A 16,675-nucleotide genomic window follows, 5' to 3' on the forward strand; every position below is an offset into this window, starting at 1 on the left:
CAACCTCCCCGGCAGACCCGGACGCCAACTCTCCGTCCTGGCCTACAAAGCCGCACAACGCGTCATCGGCTTCAACTAGAGGCTTCAACCAGACCCCCCGAAGGGCCCGACACCACCACGGTGCCGGGCCCTTCGGCATGGTCACCGCCTTACCCCGGCAGAGGGCTCCGCGTGCCGCTCGGGCCCGGCCGGCGGCCGGTGAACGTGTCGTGCCCGGGGTCCGCCCGACCGGCTGTCCCGCCCTGCCGCGACGAGGTGCGGGCGGCCGTGGCTCGCTCCGTGACGGCGACACGTCCTCGTCACGGTGGCTTGGAACCCCCTCGCCGACGGGCCACGAACTGCCCCGCGCGACAGTTTGTGCTCTCAAATCGACAGGTTGTGCAGAACGGGCCGGAGCCCGTCGTGAACCGCGCTGTGATGAGTCCGCTGGGCTCCGCAGATGGGACACCGCTTGTGCCATACGCAGCGCAGCTTCGTCCGGGCCGGACTCGACTCCGATGTCGACCAGGCCCGCACGACCGATGTTGCCACGAGGGGGCATCTAGGGCGCGGCAGCACTTGAAGAGTCGAAGGAGACACACGTGTACACCCGCAAGCGCGACGAAATGGGATGTCGATGAAGACTACGGTTACGGCACGACGAGGCCAGATGAAGACCAGAGGGGTCAGGGGCGCGGCAGCGCTCTCGGCGATCGCCCTGATCGCGGTTGCGGGTTGCACCAGCGGCACCTCCGACGAGAACGAGTCCAAGGGCGGGAACGCCTTCACCACCCGTGAGGTCACCGACGGCAAGACCGATTTCGTCGTCGTCACGAACCCCGGCGACGGACCGGTCCTCTCCTACGGCGCCGACAGCGGGATCGAGCTCCTGACGGAGGAGGTCGACGGCAAGAAGTCCGCGTTCAAGGACATGAACGGCAACGGGACGCTCGACACCTGGGAGGACTGGCGCGAGACCGCTCAGGACCGCGCGGCCTCCCTGAGCGAAGAGCTCACGATCGAGCAGATCGCCGGCCTGATGCTGTTCAGCTCGCACGAGCGCTCCCAGGTGGACGGGCTCACCGACGCGCAGAAGGAGTACCTGAAGGACTCCAACCTGCGCAACGTGCTGCACGCCGGCGCGAGCGACGCCGAGGCGACGGTCAAGTGGGCGAACGCGATGCAGGCGTACACGGAGACCCTCGCGACCGAGGGCACCCCGTACGTCCCGGTGAACTTCGCGTCCGACCCGCGCTCGACCGCGGGCTCCGGCGGCTACAACGCCGAGGGTGCGGACATCTCGCGCTGGCCGTCCAACCTGGGCCTCGCCGCGACGTTCAACCCCGAGCACACCAAGAACTTCGGCGAGATGTCCTCGGCGGAGTACCGTGCGCTCGGCCTGACGACGGCTCTGTCGCCGCAGATCGACCTCGCGACCGAGCCGCGCTGGCTGCGCGTCGGCGGCACGTTCGGCGAGGACGCGGACCAGAACACCGAGCTGGCCGCGGCGTACGTCGACGGCTACCAGGGCAGCGAGGGCAAGGACCAGTGGGGTCCGGAGTCCGTCAACGCGATGATCAAGCACTGGTCCGGTGACGGTCCGGGCGAGGGCGGCCGCGAGGGGCACACCGACGCCGGCAAGTACGGCGTGTACCCGGGTGACAACATCGCGGCGCAGCAGCAGGCGTTCCTCGGCTCGCTCGACTCCGCGGCGGTCATGACCGCGTACTCGATCGCGCTCGACGCGAACGGTGACCCGAAGTTCACCGACCGCACGGGAACGGCGTACGACCAGGACCGCATGGACCAGCTCCGCAAGGAAGCCGGCTACGAGGGCGTCGTGGTCACCGACTGGGGTGTCATGAGCGGCGCCAACGACGAGGGCGAGATGTTCGGCATGGCCTGGGGGGCCGAGGACCTCACCCCGGCCGAGCGCTACCTCAAGGTGCTGGGCACCGGCCACGACATGTTCGGTGGCGTCAACGACGCGACGCACATCCTCGAGGCCGCCGACCTGTGGCAGCAGAAGTTCGAGGCCGGTGAGCTCGAGGAGGACGCACAGACCCGCTTCCAGGAGTCCGGTGCTCGCATCCTCACGATGTTCTTCAACCCGGGCCTCTACGAGAACCCGTTCCTCGACCTCGAGCAGTCGAAGTCGGTCCTCGCGAGCGACGACAAGGTCGAGGCGGGCTACGCGGCCCAGCTCGACTCGGTCGTCATGCTGAAGAACGACGGCGAGACCATCTCGGCCGCGGACGCCGCGGACTGGAAGGACAAGACCGTCTACATCCCGCGCAACTACAACACCGGCTTCGCCGGCGCGTTCGGTCCCGGTGAGTACACCGAGGCACCGAGCATCGACATCGAGACCGCCGAGAAGTACTTCGGCAAGGTCGTCACCGACGAGGCCGTGACCGACGCCGAGGGCGTCGTGACCAGCTACACCGCTCCCGACCTCACCGACGTCGACGTCGTCCTCGTGGGCATGGACTCCCCGGACAACGGCGGCAACTTCTCCAACATCGGTCACGACCTGGAGAACGACACCTGGTACCCGCTGTCGCTGCAGTACCGCCCGTACACGGCTGACGGCGAGCACGTCCGCAAGGTCTCCCTCTCGGGCGACATCCTGGCCGACGGCACCAAGCAGAACCGCTCGTACTTCGGTAACACCTCGAAGATCGCGAACGAGTCCGACCTGGACGCGTTCGAGCGCGCCACGGCTGCCGTCGAGGCCACCGGCAAGGACATCCCCGTGATCACGGTCCTCAAGGCGATCAACCCGGTCGTCCCGTCCGAGTTCGAGGGCAAGTCCGACGCCATCGTCGTGGGCTTCGGCACCAGCGACCAGGCGCTCATCGAGGTCGCGCTCGGCCTCTACGAGCCGCAGGGCCGCCTGCCGATCCAGTTCCCGAAGGACATGGACACGGTCGAGGCTCAGCTCGAGGACGTCTCGAAGGACATGACGCCCTACACGGACGCAGCGGGCAGCTCGTACGACTACGGCTTCGGCCTGAACTACGCGGGGCCGATCACGGACTGACGGCAACGCACGGGCGGCCGACGGCGCGAGTCGTCGGCCACCCGGGTACCGGGGTGTCCCGTGGACGCCCCGGTACACCCGTAAGGCTGCGGGACGTTCTCGCGGCCAGAACTCACCAAGGAGCAGAAGTGAAGCAGAACAAGGTGCTGACCACCGGCCTCGGCGTCGTGCTGGGCCTGACGGGGCTCTTCGGGCTCACCGCCTGCGGCAGCGGCGACAGCGACTCCGGCGCGAACGCCTCCGCGGAGCAGGCCGCCGACGTCGACATCAAGGAAGACCTCGAGAACGCCAAGACGGCCGTGGCGGACGCCCTGGCCGAGGACGACTCCTGGGCCCAGATTATGCTTGCCAGCGACGTCAAGGCCCCGACCGTCAAGTACGGCCTCCTCGTGGTGCCCTACACGGCCTCGGACGCCGCGTCGCGCGTGCAGGGCACGGTCGACATCAAGGACGGCAAGTTCACGATCGAGGGCGACTCGGCCGCCACCGGCCAGACGTGGCAGATCGACCAGGACGGAAAGATCTCCGAGGTCTCGGAGTAGCTCCACGGAGCACCGCCCGGTCCCTGGCCAGACGACGTCCGCGGGACCGGGCCGTCGACCCATCACGACGAGACGCTGGCAGTGCGTCACGTCCGCGGCGCAAGCCGGCGATCCCCATGACCTGATCGCTGCCCGCACTCGAGGAGGAATGCAGTGAACGCCAAGGCGAACAACGCCGACCGGCAGAAGAAGCCGATGTCGAACAAGAAGTACCTGTGGATCTGGGCCCCCGCCCTCGCCACGGTGACGGTGGTGACGGTCGTCGCGAACGTGGCGCTCAACGTCGCCGGCGGCTGGGTCGCGTCCCAGTTCGGTTCCGGTACGTACGAGTTCACGAACGCGGCCGAGTCCGCCGGCTGGGACACCGAGTACTACACGTCCGACTTCGGCAGCATCGAGGAGGTCGACGAGGCGGCCAAGTCCCTCGTCGAGGAGATCGCGGCAGGCGGCATCGTCCTGGCCAAGAACGAGGCGGGCACGCTTCCCCTGGCGACGAGCTCGCGCGTGACGATGCTGGGACGCGCGGCTGCGGACCCGGTGTTCGGAGGCTCCGGCTCCGGCTCGGTCGACACGAACTCGGCGGTCACCGCCCGTGCCGGGCTGGAGAACGCCGGCTTCGAGGTGAACGACCAGGTCTTCACCACGATCGAGGAGTTCGCTGCGGAGAACCCTCGGGGCTACATCGAGATGGACCGCCCCGACATCTCCACCTACTACATCGGTGAGCTGCCGGTGGGCGAGTACGAGGCGCAGTCCGCGTCGTTCGCCGACTACTCCGACGCCGCCGTCGTGTTCGTCGGTCGGCCCGGTGGTGAGGGCGGCGACCTCACGCAGGACATGACCGGCTGGGACGACAACGCCGCACCCGGTCAGCACCAGCTCGAGCTGAACCAGGACGAGAAGGACATGATCGAGCTCGCGAAGTCGAGCTTCGAGAACGTGGTCGTCGTCGTCAACTCCTCCACGACCATCGAGATGGGCGCCTTGCAGGACGACCCTGAGATCGACTCGATCCTGCTGGCCGGTTCGCCGGGCGCCACGGGCCTCAGTGCCCTGGGGCGCATCCTGGCGGGCGACGTGAACCCGTCCGGCCGCACCGCAGACCTGTGGGCTGCCGACTTCACGGCCGACCCGACGTTCGCCAACTTCGGCGGGTTCGTCTACGACAACATCGAGGCGTCCTTCCCGGTCCCGGCGATCGAGAAGGCCACCTCCAACGCGACGCTCACGTCCGACGCCCCGTTCGTGAACTACGCCGAGGGCATCTACTTCGGCTACCGCTACTACGAGACCGCGGCGGCCGAGGGCTTCATCGACTACGACGAGGCCGTCGTCTACCCCTTCGGGTACGGCCTGAGCTACTCCGACTTCGCCTGGAAGGTCGTCAGCACCGAGGCCGGCGAGGTCGACGGGAAGATCTCCGTGACGGTCGAGGTCACGAACACGGGCGCCACCGCGGGCAAGGACGTCGTCGAGCTCTACTACTCCGCTCCCTACACGGCGGGCGGCATCGAGAAGTCCGAGGTCGTGCTCGGTGGCTTCACCAAGACGGGGCTCCTGGAGCCCGGCGCGAGCGAGACGGTCACGATCGACCTCGCCGTCGAGGACATGGCGTCCTACGACCACCTGGGTAACAAGGCGTACGTCCTCGAGGCGGGCGACTACAGCATCTCGCTGCGGACCGACTCCCACACCGTCGCTCCGGGCACGGAGCCGGTCGTCTACACGGTCGACTCCGACGTCGTGTACTCGGGTGACGACCACCGTGCGACGGACCTCGCCGAGGTCACGAACCAGTTCGACGACGTCTCGGCGCAGTTCAGCGCCGAGCCGCCCGACGGCAAGATCCTGTCGATGTCCCGCGCGGACTTCGCCGGGACGTTCCCGAAGGCGCCGACCGCGGACATGCTCGTCGCCGACGAGGCCGTCCAGAAGGGCTTCGAGCCCTGGGACCTCGAGGCGGCAGCGGCGGCGTTCGAGGGCGAGAAGCCCACGACCGGTGCGCAGACGGACCTGACCCTCGTCGACATGCGCGGCCTGCCCAAGGACGACCCGAAGTGGGACGAGCTGCTCGACGCGGTCTCCGTCGGCGACATGACGTCCATGCTGCTCAACGGCGCCTACCAGACGGCCGCTATCGGCTCGATCGCCAAGCCGCAGACCGTCGAGCCCGACGGGCCCGCCGGCTTCTCCTCGTTCATCAACTCCTCGATCAACGGAGTGGCCTACCCCTCGGAGTTCCTCATCGCGCAGACGTGGGACGTCGAGCTCGGTGCGGCCATGGGCGAGATGCTCGGCAACGAGGCGATGTTCAAGGGCATCAACGGTTGGTACGCGCCGGCGATGAACCTGCACCGTTCGCCGTTCGGTGGTCGCAACTTCGAGTACTACTCGGAGGACCCGTTCCTCTCGGGCGCGATGGCGACCTCGGTGGCCAACGGCGCCGCGACGAAGGGTGTCTACACCGCGCTCAAGCACTTCGCGCTCAACGAGCAGGAGACGAACCGCGTCAACAACGGCATCGCGACGTGGGCGACCGAGCAGACGATCCGGGAGATCTACCTCAAGCCGTTCGAGATGGCCGTCAAGGGCATCACCATGGACGTGCAGTACGTGTCCGACGACGAGGGAACGATCTCGGAGACGACGATCGGTGCGGGCAGCATCATGAGCTCGTTCAACCGCATCGGCGCCACGTGGGCCGGTGGCTCCGAGGCGCTCATGACGAACGTCCTGCGTACCGAGTGGGGCTTCGAGGGCTTCGCGATCTCGGACTTCAACCTGTACCCGTACATGAACCCGAACCAGAGCATCAGCGCCGGCACGGACCTCACCCTGACCTTCCAGCCGTCGAAGTCCCTCGGGGACACCACGTCGGCCAAGGCGGTCAGCGACATCCGTGAGGCGACGCACAACATCCTGTTCACGGTCGCCAACTCCAACGCCATGAACGGGCTCGCGCCCGGGGCGACGGTCACCTACACGCCGCCGACCTGGGTCTACATCCAGATCGGTGCGACGGTGCTGATCGGCCTCCTGGTGCTGGCCGGCGGGTTCATGGTGACGCGTCGTGTGCTGCGGCACCGCAAGGCCGAGGCTCCCACCGCCACCCCGGAGCGGGTGACCGTCGGCGCCGACTCCTGAGACCGCCTCGGTCCGTCGTGCGGGTGGTCCCCGTCACGTGCACGACGGACCGAGGTTCCTCCGGCGGGGTGGCCGACGGTGCGTGTTCCAGCGCGTCCCGCCGGCCGCCCGGCCAGCTTGCCTCCTCGTCCCTCTCGGGGGACACCGATGCCCTCGTGAGCGCCTTTCCCTCCCCGACGGGGTGGGGCGGCGCTCACGAGGGCATCGTCGTGTCCCGACGACGGCGGTGCGCGCGATCGACGACGCGCGGTGACCCGTCGGTCAGGCCGATCGGTCGAGCACGTCGACTGCAGGCCGGGGCTCGCGGGGTCGGTCCAGGAGCTCGTTCACCGACCGTCGATGGTCCTCGGGGGCCGGGAGCCGCTCGGCCAGCTCGACGACCCATCCCGACAGCCTGCGCAACGGCACGTTGTGGTCGTTCGACGCGGCGCGCAGCACGCTGAAGGCGCGGCTGGCGCTCACGTCGCACGTGAGGGCCAGGACGCCCTTCGCCTGCTCGATCGTTGCGCGATGCTCGGCAGCGGCGCGGATCTGCTCACCCGCGATGACCTCCGCCCGCCGGGCGAGGGCGCTCGTGAGGTCGGTGAAGTACCCCATGACCTCGACGACCTCGTGCGTGTCGCGGTCGCGCCGCCCCTGTCCCACGAGGCACAGGGTCCGCTCACGGCCCCGGGCCGTCTCGATGCGGTGGACGCTCGAGAAGGGCATCGCGTCCTCGCCTGCGCGGCGGAGCACCTCCTCGACGTCGGCGCGGTCGTCGGGGTGGCGGAGCGCCAGGAAGACGTTCGTGGTCGGCGTGATCTCGTCCAGGTCGTAGCCGTGCAGGGCGAAGGTCTCGGACGACCACCACCAGCGTCCTGTGGCCAGGTCGTGCCGGAACCGGCCGACCGGACGAGCCTGCCCAGGACCACCCGGGCGCTTCGGGGAGTCGGCGCGTTCCGGGCGGGTGGGGGTGATGGTCATGGTGCGACGACTCCTCGGGGTGCGTGCTCGTGTCGGCGTCGGCACCCCCTCGTGTCGGCACCTTCCACGTTCTCGCACCGGGTGCGTGCGCGCCTCGACCGAAAGTCGGGATGTCGCTCGACCCGAGGCCGATGGACGGACGCCGGCCGGAGCCACGGAGGTGACGCTCGCGGTCCAGGCGACGTGTCGCCGTGACCGTCCGCGTGTCAGGCGGGCCTGACCGCAGCGAGCAGGACGCCTCGAGAACGGGTGTCCTGCTCGGCCAGGCTGCTCCGGAGGTCGGTCAGCCACGCGGGGTCGTCGGGGGAGTCGCCCGCGTCGAGCACCTCGTGCCCGTGCACGAGGGAGCGTGCGGAGACGTGCGTGCTGCTCAGGGACAGGACGTCGCGTTCGTCGTCGCCCAGCGGTCGCACCTGCTGGTATCCCTCGAGGAATGCGCTGAGAAGCGCGGGACGCTCCGGCTCGTCGAGCGTTCCGTGCGAGCCCACGAGGTCACGCACGGCGAAGGCGATGTCGAGCGCGTACGGTCCGATGCTCGTCTCGTCGACGTCGAAGGCCACGATGTGGCCGTCCTCGAACCGCAGGTTGTCCAGCTCGAAGTCTCCGTGCAGCACGCCGCCGGGCAGCCCGGCGGTGGCCAGGACCCACTCGGCGGAGAGCAGGACTGCCGCCTCGGCCAGGGCGGCGTCGCCGGCACCGGCCGCGATGTCCGCGAGGGTCGTGAACGCGTCGCCGCCGTTCCTCGGTCGGGCGTGCTCGGGGCGGGCGAGGCTCGCGACGAGCGGCGCGTGCGGGGCCGCGGCCAGGTGGAACCGGGCAAGGGCCGAGCCCCACGCCGTGGCCTGGGCGGTCGTGAGGTCGTCGGCGTCGAGCTCGGCGCCCGGCGCTCGGGGCACGACGACCGCGTGGACGTCCCCGTGCGGGGTGGGGATGGTCTCGACCAGCCTCCCGGCCAGGGACGGTAGCGGCACGACGACGCCGGCGTCCGCGCCGAGCGCTGCGAGCAGGTCGGCCGGGACCTCGAGCGAGGCTCGTGCTCTCAAGGTGGCTGGCACGAACCGCAGGTAGAGAACCCCTCGGGGGTCGGAGCCCGGGGGTACGACGAACACGTGCGACGCGCTCGACCGCCAGTACCTGGCCGAGCCGGGGGCGATGCCCCAACGGGTCGCGACGGCGTCGGCGACAGGGCTGCGCCACCCGTCGTCGACGGACTGGTGCATGGCGTGGATCTCGGAGAGCGGGAGCATGCCGAGATCCTGGAGGAACGCGCACCAGCGCCGCGAGGGAATATCGTCGTGGACGGAGCGCGGGCCACAGCTGCGTGCCCTAGGGAGAGCCTCGTTCACAGGACGACGGCCTCGAGCTTTCGGTGACCAGCCCTGATCTCGCCCCGGGGACGACGATGCAGGCCAGGCGCCAACGCGCTGACCTGCATCTTGGGGTGCCCCGGGTGGGATTCGAACCCACACTGGATCGGGTTTGAGCCGAACGCCTCTGCCGGTTGGGCTACCGGGGCACGGGCCGTCAGGGGATCACGAGGAGTCCGCTGCGGTGCGTGGACCATCGAACCACAGAACCGGGACGAAACGAGAATCACACCCCAGGTGCAGGGCGATCGAGGGGTTCTCCCACTACGATGAGGGACGTGAGTGACGACAACGCGCAGCCCGATGCCACGGCACCGCTCGACCTGCCCCCCCTGATCCAGCCCGAACCGAGCGTTGAGCCCGAGGCCCCCGCTGCGCCGTCGGGCGGTCGCCCCGCCCGCCGTGCCGTCGTCGCGGAGGACGAGGCGCTGATCCGCATGGACGTCGTCGAGACGCTCCGCGAGGCGGGCTTCGACGTCGTCGGCGAGGCGGGCGACGGTGAGACCGCGGTCAAGCTCGCGCTGGAGCTCAAGCCCGACGTCGTCGTGATGGACGTCAAGATGCCCGAGCTCGACGGCATCTCGGCGGCCGAGCGGATCGGCAAGGCGCACGTCGCCCCCGTGGTGCTCCTGACGGCGTTCTCGCAGACCGAGCTGGTCGAGCGTGCCCGCGACGCCGGCGCGATGGCGTACGTCGTCAAGCCCTTCAGCCCCGCCGACCTGCTGCCGGCCGTGGAGATCGCGATCTCCCGCTACTCGCAGATCAGCGCGCTCGAGGCCGAGGTCGCGGACCTGGCCGAGCGGTTCGAGACCCGCAAGCGCGTCGACCGCGCCAAGGGCCTCCTCATGACCAAGATGGGCCTCTCCGAGCCCGAGTCCTTCCGCTGGATCCAGAAGACGTCCATGGACCGTCGCCTGACCATGCGAGAGGTCGCGGACGCCGTCATCGAGCAGGTCGGCGGCGCCTGATCCGGTGCGGCACGGCGTGAATCGGGTCGTGAACAGCCTCTTTGTTCGGGACGCTCAAGAAGGCTATCGTCATGGACAGGTGTCCAGGACGACGAGTTCGACGATCCGGACTCCCACGAAGCATCAGTCGATCGATGACCGGGGGCGCTCGTCGGTGGCAGATAGCTCTGCTGCCGCCGGGGTGCTCCGCGGTCGGAGGATCCTACGAGGAGGTTCCACGTGCGTGCAGCAGTAGTGGTCAGGCCTGCGGTCGGCGACGACCTCCCTGGTGTCGCTGCACTCTGTGCCGAGGCGCGCCGCGAGTCCGCGGCCGGCCCTCAGGTCTGCCTCTCGGACGAGTCCAAGCTGGTCCGCCAGCTCCGGGTCCTCCTGTCGGTCCCCGGCGGTACGGCGCTCGTCGCCTTCCACGACGACGTCCCGGTCGGCTTCCTCCTCGCCCGTGTGCTCGACCCGCACCTCTTCAACGACGAGCCGAGCCTGTACATCGAGGCGCTCTACGTGTCGCAGGACGCACGGCGCCGCGGGGTGGGGCACGCACTGCTCACGGCGACCGCCGACCTCGCGGCCGAGCACGGCGCGATCGACGTCTTCTCGGTACCGATCCCGGGCTCCCGGGGCGTGCAGCGCTTCCTCGCGCGGCTCGGCTTCGCGCCGGCCGCCGGGCACCGCGTCGTCTCGACGTCGGTGCTCCAGCGCCGTCTCGCCGCTGACTCGGGAACCCTGCGTCGGGGCGCCCGCAGCCTGGAGGACCTCATCGCGCGCCGCCGCAAGGCGCGGACCGACGGTCAGACGGGTCCCGTCGACCTCCGGGCCTTCCAGGACGACTACCGTCGCGAGGCTGCCGCCGGTCTCGACGTTCCGCTCGTGAGCGAGCCCGCGGTCCGCTGACCCCGATCCACGCGAAGGGCCCGGCTCGTCCTACGAGCCCGGCCCTTCGCCGTCGGGGCGTCGCCGGCGCAGGAGAGACCCCAGGCCGCTGAGCGTCCGTGAGGAGGCTCAGCGCCCGTCGAGCACCATGCACGTCAGGCGTGCGGTGCACACGCGGCGGTCCTCGTCGTCGACGACGACGATCTCGTAGCTCGCCGTGGTGCGCCCGAGATGGAGCGCGGTCGCGACGCCGTGCACCGCGCCCGAACGCACCCCGCGGTGGTGTGTGGCGTTGATCTCGATACCCACGGCCGCGCGGCCCTCGCCCGCATGGATCTGGGCCGCGATCGAGCCCAGCGTCTCGGCGAGCACGACCGACGCGCCGCCGTGCAGCAGCCCCGCGGGCTGGGTGTTCCCGGCGACCGGCATGCTGCCGGTCACGCGGTGGGGGGCGACGTCGTCGAGCGTGATGCCCATGCGCTCGATGAGGGTGCCCACGGTGCTCGCACGCAGCGCCTCGAGCGCCGCGTCGTCGGGGGAGGTGGTCGGGCTCTCGGCTCCGTACGTGTCAGTCATAGCGGATAGGTTTGCACTCGTGACCACCACTGCGCGACCTCGCCTCCTGCTGATCGACGGACACTCGATGGCCTACCGGGCCTACTTCGCCCTGCCGGTCGAGAAGTTCTCGACGACCACCGGTCAGTCGACGAACGCCGTCTACGGGTTCGTCTCGATGCTGACGAACCTGCTGCGCGACGAGAAGCCGACGCACGTCGCGGTCGCGTTCGACGCGGGGCGCGCGTCGTTCCGCACCGAGGTCCTGCCGACGTACAAGGGCACGCGCGACGCCAGCCCCGAGCCCTTCAAGGGCCAGGTCCCGCTCATCAAGGACATCCTCGAGACGCTCAACATCCCCGTCCTGCAGAAGGAGAACTTCGAGGCGGACGACATCTTCGCGACCCTCGCGACGCAGGCCGCGGCCGTGGGCATGGAGGTCCTGATCTGCTCGGGGGACCGCGACTCGTTCCAGCTCGTCCGGGACGACGTCACGGTGCTCTACCCGAAGGTCGGTGTCTCGACGCTTGCGCGCATGACGCCGGACGCGGTGCTCGAGAAGTACGGCGTCCCGCCCGAGCGCTACCCGGACCTCGCGGCCCTGGTGGGGGAGACGAGCGACAACCTGCCGGGCATCCCGGGCGTGGGCCCCAAGACGGCCGCCAAGTGGATCAACGCGTACGACGGCCTGGACGGCGTGCTGGCCTCGGCCGACAAGATCACGGGCAAGGCGGGGGAGAACCTGCGGGCCAATCTCGACCAGGTGCGCCTGAACCGGCAGCTCAACGCCCTGCTGACGGACATGGAGCTCCCGCTCGGCCCGGACGACCTGCTGGCCCAGCCGTGGGACCGCGAGGCCATGCACCGTGTGTTCGACGCCCTGGAGTTCACGGCCCTGCGCGAGCGCTTGTTCGCGCTCGCCCCGGAGGGGGAGGAGGACGTCGAGGAGGGCTTCGACGTCTCGCTCGCGACGCTCGGGCAGGGCGAGCTCGGCGGCTGGCTCACGGCCCGTAAGGAGCGCCCCGTGGGCCTCGTGGTCGCGGGCAAGGCCGCCCCGGTCGGCGGTGACGCGTGGTCGCTCGCGGTGGCGGACGACGGCGCCGCGGCCGTCGCCGTGGACCTCGCCGACGTCGCGGTCGTCGACGAGCAGGCCTTGTCGGCGTGGCTCGCGGACGCCGACGCACCCAAGGTGGTCCACGGCGCCAAGGCGACCTGGCACGAGCTCGCCGCTCGCGGCTTCGACCTGCAGGGGGTCGTGTTCGACACCGAGCTGGCGGCCTACCTGTGCCACCCCGACCAGCGCGGCTACGACCTGGGGGACCTCGCGATCCGGCACCTCAAGCGTGAGCTGCGCGTCGAGGAGGTCGACGAGCCCCAGGGGGCGCTCGACCTGTCGCTCGACGGCTCGGGCGAGGACAAGCGGGACGCCGTGCGGGCCACCGGCGTCCTCGACCTCTCGGAGGTGCTGGTGGGGGAGCTGCGCGACCGGGGCGCGGACCACCTGCTCAAGGACCTCGAGCTCCCGCTCGTCGACGTGCTCGCCCGCATGGAGGCGCGCGGCATCGCCGCGGACGTCGAGTACCTCACCGAGCTCGAGAAGCACTTCGGCGAGCTCGTGGCGGCCGCCGCCTCCGAGGCCTACGACGTGATCGGCCGCGAGGTGAACCTGGGCTCGCCCAAGCAGCTCCAGGAGGTCCTGTTCGACCAGCTGGGCATGCCCAAGACCAAGAAGATCAAGACCGGCTACACCACGGACGCCGCGGCCCTGGCGGACCTGTTCGCCAAGACCGGCCACCCGTTCCTCGAGCACCTGCTCGCGCACCGCGACGCCACGCGCCTGCGCCAGACGGTCGAGGGCCTGCTCAAGTCGGTCGCACCTGACGGACGCATCCACACGACGTTCCAGCAGACCATCGCGGCGACGGGGCGGCTGAGCTCGACCGACCCGAACCTGCAGAACATCCCCATCCGCACCGAGGCCGGCCGACGGATCCGCCGGGCGTTCGTGGTCGGCGAGGGCTACGAGACGCTGCTGACGGCGGACTACAGCCAGATCGAGATGCGCATCATGGCGCACCTGTCGGGCGACGAAGGGCTCATCGAGGCGTTCCGCTCGGGCGAGGACCTGCACAGCTACGTGGGCTCGCGCGTGTTCGACGTCCCCACGGACCAGGTCACCCCGGCCATGCGCTCCAAGATCAAGGCCATGTCCTACGGCCTGGCGTACGGCCTGTCCTCGTTCGGCCTCTCGCAGCAGCTCAACATCTCCGTCGGGGAGGCAGCGGGCCTCATGGAGGACTACTTCAAGCGTTTCGGCGGCGTGCGCGACTACCTCACGGGAGTCGTCGACGAAGCCAGGGTCACGGGCTACACCGCGACGATCCTGGGTCGTCGGCGCTACCTGCCCGACCTCACGAGCGACAACCGCCAGCGCCGCGACATGGCCGAGCGCATGGCGCTCAACGCCCCCATCCAGGGCAGCGCGGCCGACATCATCAAGGTCGCCATGCTGGGGGTCCAGCGCGCGCTCGACGAGCAGGACCTGCGCTCGCGCCTGCTCCTCCAGGTGCACGACGAGCTCGTGGTCGAGGTCGCCCCGGGAGAGCGGGACGCCGTCGAGGAGCTCCTGCGCCGTGAGATGGGCGCCGCAGCCGAGCTCTCCGTGCCCCTGGACGTCTCGGTGGGGGCAGGACGCACCTGGCACGACGCGGGCCACTGAGTCACGGCCAGTTGCCGGGCGGGTGCGCGAGCCCCCGCCCGGCGCCCGGTCGATGCTCATGACCGGACGAAGCGCGATCCGCCGTACTTCTTGTGGACGGCCTGGCGGCTGACCCCGAGGATCGTCGCGATCGCGGCCCAGGAGATGCCCCGGGAACGTGCGCGCCGGACCACGAGCGCCTCGCGCCGGTCGGCCTCGTGCCGCAGGTCGCGGAGGGCCGCGAGGGCGTGCAGCGGGTCGTCGTCGTCGGCCGCGCGGACGAGTGTCGTCATGTCGGGCTCCTTCATCGGGTGTCCTCCGGTCGGGTGGTACGCGCCACCCTGTCAACATAAGTTGACGCCTCCACGAGTGTCAACCCATGGTGACATTCACCGTGCCGGGCGTGAGCAGCGCGCGCCGACGCCCGCCGCGGGCGTCCGCGCCGTCGACCAGGGACGGGCGGCCCGGTGGCCTCAGGACGCCCGGCGCGTCCGGAAGATCGCCGTGCCCGGCAGGTACGCGCCCCGGACCGGCCCCCATCCGCCCCAGACCTCCTGGTTGTCGACGGGCCACTCGGGCTCGACCACGTCCTCGACCACGAGACCGGCGCCCACGACCTCGCGCACATGGTCGCCGAACGTGCGGTGGTACTCGGCGTAGGTCACGCGTCCGGCCGTGTCGGTCTCGACGTAGGGGCGCCGGTCGAAGTACGAGCGGTTCGCCGTGAGCCCGTGCTCGCTCGGGTCGTCGGGGAACGCCCAGCGCGAGGGGTGCGTCACCGAGAACACCCATGCCCCGCCGGGGCGCAGGACGCGAGCGGCCTCCCGGTGGATCGCCGCGGCGTCGGGCACGAAGGGGATGGCGCCGAACGACGTGAACGCGACGTCGAAGCTCCCGTCGGCGAACGGGAGCCTGCGCGCGTCGGCCTGGACGAGCGGCACGGCGACGCCCGTCGCGGCGTTGAGCCGCGCCCCCGTGGCGAGCATGCCGCCCGACACGTCGGTCGCGACCACCTCGACGCCGCGCGACGCGAGCCAGCGCGAGCACTGTGCCGCGCCGGCGCCGACCTCGAGCACGCGGCGGCCGTCGAGGTCGCCCAGCAGGTGCGCCTCGGACTCGCGCAGCCCCTCGGGGCACCAGCAGAAGTCGACCGCGCCGAGGAAGTCCCCGTGCTCGTCGAGGTACTCCTCGGCGTTGGCGTCCCACCACGTGCGGCTCGCGGCCCCACCCTGCTCAGCGGGCACGTCGCGGTACCCGACCGACCCGATCGTCTCATCCGTCATGCATCCATCGTCTCGCGAGGAGGGTCGTTCCGCGGTATCGCCCCAGGTGATCGATAGGGTGGGGGCTGGTCGGTCGAGCGATGGCGCTGGTCCGCCTTCCGACGATCACTCATCACGAGACGAGGTTCGAGTTGCGCATCGGTCTGCTCACAGGTGGCGGGGACTGCCCCGGTTTGAACGCGGCCATCAGGGCCGTCGTCAAGCAGGGGATGGGCGAGTACGGACACACCATCATCGGGTTCCGCAACGGCTGGAAGGGCGTCGTCGACGGCGACATCCTCCCGCTCGGGCGCCAGGACATCCGTAACGTGCTGCCCGTCGGGGGAACGCTCCTGGGGACAGCCCGCTTCCACCCCCACGCCTCCGACGGCGGGATCGACGCGGTCCTCGCGACGGTCGAGGCCGAGCGTCTCGACGCCATGATCTGCATCGGCGGCGACGGCACGCTGCACGCTGCGAGCAAGGTCGCGGACGCGGGCGTCAACATCGTCGCGATCCCCAAGACGATCGACAACGACGTGGAGGGGACCGACCTGTCGATCGGCTTCCACACGGCCGTCAACATCGCGACCGAGGCGATCGACCGCGTCCACACGACCGCGGAGAGCCACAACCGCGTCATGGTCGTCGAGGTGATGGGGCGCCACGCGGGCTGGATCGCCGTGAACGCCGGCATCGCCGGCGGTGCCGAGGTCGTGCTCGCCCCCGAGGACCCGTTCGACATGGACGCCATCGAGAAGTTCCTGCGTCACCGCCACCGTGCGCACGCCAACTTCTCGATCGTGGTCGTCGCGGAGGGAGCCGTGCCGCGCGAGGGCAGCAGCATGAACTTCACGCAGGAGCTCGGCAAGTACGGCGAGATCATCGCGGGGTCGATCGGTGAGCGCGTCTCGGCCGAGATCGCCAGGCGCACCGGGTTCGACACACGCCTGACCGTCCTCGGCCACGTCCAGCGCGGCGGGGAGCCGACCCCCACGGACCGCATCCTCGGCAGCCGGTTCGGCGTGGCCGCGGTCGACGCGATCTCGCGGGGCGAGTCGAAGGTCATGACGGCGCTGCGCGGGGAGAGCGTCGTGCTCGTCCCGCTCGACGAGATCGCCGGCAAGGTCAAGCACGTTCCCGCCGAGCTGCTGCGGGTCGCGCACGCCCTGTCCTGACCCTCGTCGCCGCCTCGGCGGCGGATGTGAGACGGCCGCCCGTGGAGCCCACGGGCAGCCGTCGCACGTCCATGCTCCAGGCCGGGATCGGCACCGGGGGCGGTGGTCG

General features: G+C 70.2%; 12 protein-coding genes and 1 tRNA gene. 7 read left to right on the plus strand and 6 right to left on the minus strand.

The annotated features are described in order from the left end of the window. Positions 1-649 precede the first annotated feature (649 nt). The 3 genes from H9652_RS14130 to H9652_RS14140 all read left to right on the plus strand — a co-directional run bounded on the left by H9652_RS14130 (position 650) and on the right by H9652_RS14140 (position 6,708). Positions 650-3,022: a glycoside hydrolase family 3 N-terminal domain-containing protein gene (locus tag H9652_RS14130; RefSeq protein ID WP_225228262.1), complete on the plus strand. Its 2,373-nt coding sequence runs from the start codon at positions 650-652 to the stop codon at positions 3,020-3,022. A gap of 128 nt (positions 3,023-3,150) precedes the next feature. Then, positions 3,151-3,564 carry a hypothetical protein gene (locus H9652_RS14135; protein WP_191796819.1) on the plus strand — a complete coding sequence of 138 codons (414 nt, stop codon included), beginning with the start codon at positions 3,151-3,153 and terminating at the stop codon, positions 3,562-3,564. A 153-nt stretch (positions 3,565-3,717) separates the two neighbouring features. Further along, the gene (locus tag H9652_RS14140) at positions 3,718-6,708 is read left to right on the plus strand and encodes a glycoside hydrolase family 3 C-terminal domain-containing protein (RefSeq protein WP_191796820.1); all 2,991 of its coding nucleotides are present in this window, start codon (positions 3,718-3,720) and stop codon (positions 6,706-6,708) included. A 261-nt stretch (positions 6,709-6,969) separates the two neighbouring features. On the opposite strand, the gene H9652_RS14145 is transcribed toward H9652_RS14140, so the two are convergent. The 3 genes from H9652_RS14145 to H9652_RS14155 all read right to left on the minus strand — a co-directional run bounded on the left by H9652_RS14145 (position 6,970) and on the right by H9652_RS14155 (position 9,187). Continuing rightward, positions 6,970-7,671, minus strand: coding sequence for a PAS and ANTAR domain-containing protein (locus tag H9652_RS14145; protein ID WP_191796821.1), 702 nt, complete (start codon positions 7,669-7,671; stop codon positions 6,970-6,972). Between the two features lie 206 nt (positions 7,672-7,877). Then, a complete protein-coding gene (locus tag H9652_RS14150) occupies positions 7,878-8,918 on the minus strand; it encodes a phosphotransferase enzyme family protein (RefSeq protein WP_191796822.1) in 1,041 nt (346 codons plus the stop codon). A 195-nt stretch (positions 8,919-9,113) separates the two neighbouring features. Further along, positions 9,114-9,187, minus strand: a tRNA-Leu gene (locus tag H9652_RS14155). Between the two features lie 120 nt (positions 9,188-9,307). Between H9652_RS14155 and H9652_RS14160 the strand changes: the two genes are divergently transcribed. Further along, positions 9,308-10,006: an ANTAR domain-containing response regulator gene (locus tag H9652_RS14160; protein ID WP_138824538.1), complete on the plus strand. Its 699-nt coding sequence runs from the start codon at positions 9,308-9,310 to the stop codon at positions 10,004-10,006. 219 nt (positions 10,007-10,225) lie between these two features. Further along, complete coding sequence (locus H9652_RS14165) at positions 10,226-10,894, plus strand: GNAT family N-acetyltransferase (RefSeq protein WP_191796823.1); 669 nt, start codon at positions 10,226-10,228, stop codon at positions 10,892-10,894. 108 nt (positions 10,895-11,002) lie between these two features. Here the strand turns inward: H9652_RS14165 and H9652_RS14170 are convergent, their stop codons facing one another. Beyond that, positions 11,003-11,449, minus strand: a complete 447-nt coding sequence (locus H9652_RS14170) for a hotdog fold thioesterase (RefSeq protein WP_191796824.1) — start codon at positions 11,447-11,449, stop codon at positions 11,003-11,005. Positions 11,450-11,516: 67 nt separating this feature from the next. Here H9652_RS14170 and polA point away from each other — a divergent pair, with 67 nt between their 5' ends. Next, the gene (gene polA, locus H9652_RS14175) at positions 11,517-14,147 is read left to right on the plus strand and encodes a DNA polymerase I (RefSeq protein ID WP_404822036.1); all 2,631 of its coding nucleotides are present in this window, start codon (positions 11,517-11,519) and stop codon (positions 14,145-14,147) included. A 56-nt stretch (positions 14,148-14,203) separates the two neighbouring features. On the opposite strand, the gene H9652_RS14180 is transcribed toward polA, so the two are convergent. Together H9652_RS14180 and H9652_RS14185 are read right to left on the minus strand one after the other, a co-directional pair. Beyond that, positions 14,204-14,419, minus strand: a complete 216-nt coding sequence (locus H9652_RS14180; RefSeq protein WP_225228263.1) for a helix-turn-helix domain-containing protein — start codon at positions 14,417-14,419, stop codon at positions 14,204-14,206. Positions 14,420-14,599: 180 nt separating this feature from the next. Beyond that, positions 14,600-15,409, minus strand: a complete 810-nt coding sequence (locus H9652_RS14185) for a class I SAM-dependent methyltransferase (RefSeq protein ID WP_191796827.1) — start codon at positions 15,407-15,409, stop codon at positions 14,600-14,602. A 131-nt stretch (positions 15,410-15,540) separates the two neighbouring features. Here H9652_RS14185 and H9652_RS14190 point away from each other — a divergent pair, with 131 nt between their 5' ends. Then, complete coding sequence (locus tag H9652_RS14190) at positions 15,541-16,566, plus strand: 6-phosphofructokinase (RefSeq protein WP_191796828.1); 1,026 nt, start codon at positions 15,541-15,543, stop codon at positions 16,564-16,566. Positions 16,567-16,675: the final 109 nt, after the last annotated feature.

This window comes from Oerskovia rustica (assembly GCF_014836555.1).
In the GTDB taxonomy this organism is placed as follows: domain Bacteria; phylum Actinomycetota; class Actinomycetes; order Actinomycetales; family Cellulomonadaceae; genus Oerskovia; species Oerskovia rustica.

Excerpts from the sequence above, each read along its gene's own strand:
- H9652_RS14145 (WP_191796821.1), bottom strand. The coding sequence starts at position 7,671 with ATGACCATCACCCCCACCCGCCCGGAACGCGCCGACTCCCCGAAGCGC.
- H9652_RS14170 (WP_191796824.1), bottom strand. The coding sequence starts at position 11,449 with ATGACTGACACGTACGGAGCCGAGAGCCCGACCACCTCCCCCGACGAC.
- H9652_RS14130 (WP_225228262.1), top strand. The coding sequence starts at position 650 with ATGAAGACCAGAGGGGTCAGGGGCGCGGCAGCGCTCTCGGCGATCGCC.
- H9652_RS14180 (WP_225228263.1), bottom strand. The coding sequence starts at position 14,419 with ATGACGACACTCGTCCGCGCGGCCGACGACGACGACCCGCTGCACGCC.
- H9652_RS14160 (WP_138824538.1), top strand. The coding sequence starts at position 9,308 with ATGAGGGACGTGAGTGACGACAACGCGCAGCCCGATGCCACGGCACCG.
- H9652_RS14185 (WP_191796827.1), bottom strand. The coding sequence starts at position 15,409 with ATGACGGATGAGACGATCGGGTCGGTCGGGTACCGCGACGTGCCCGCT.
- polA (WP_404822036.1), top strand. The coding sequence starts at position 11,517 with ATGGCCTACCGGGCCTACTTCGCCCTGCCGGTCGAGAAGTTCTCGACG.
- H9652_RS14150 (WP_191796822.1), bottom strand. The coding sequence starts at position 8,918 with ATGCTCCCGCTCTCCGAGATCCACGCCATGCACCAGTCCGTCGACGAC.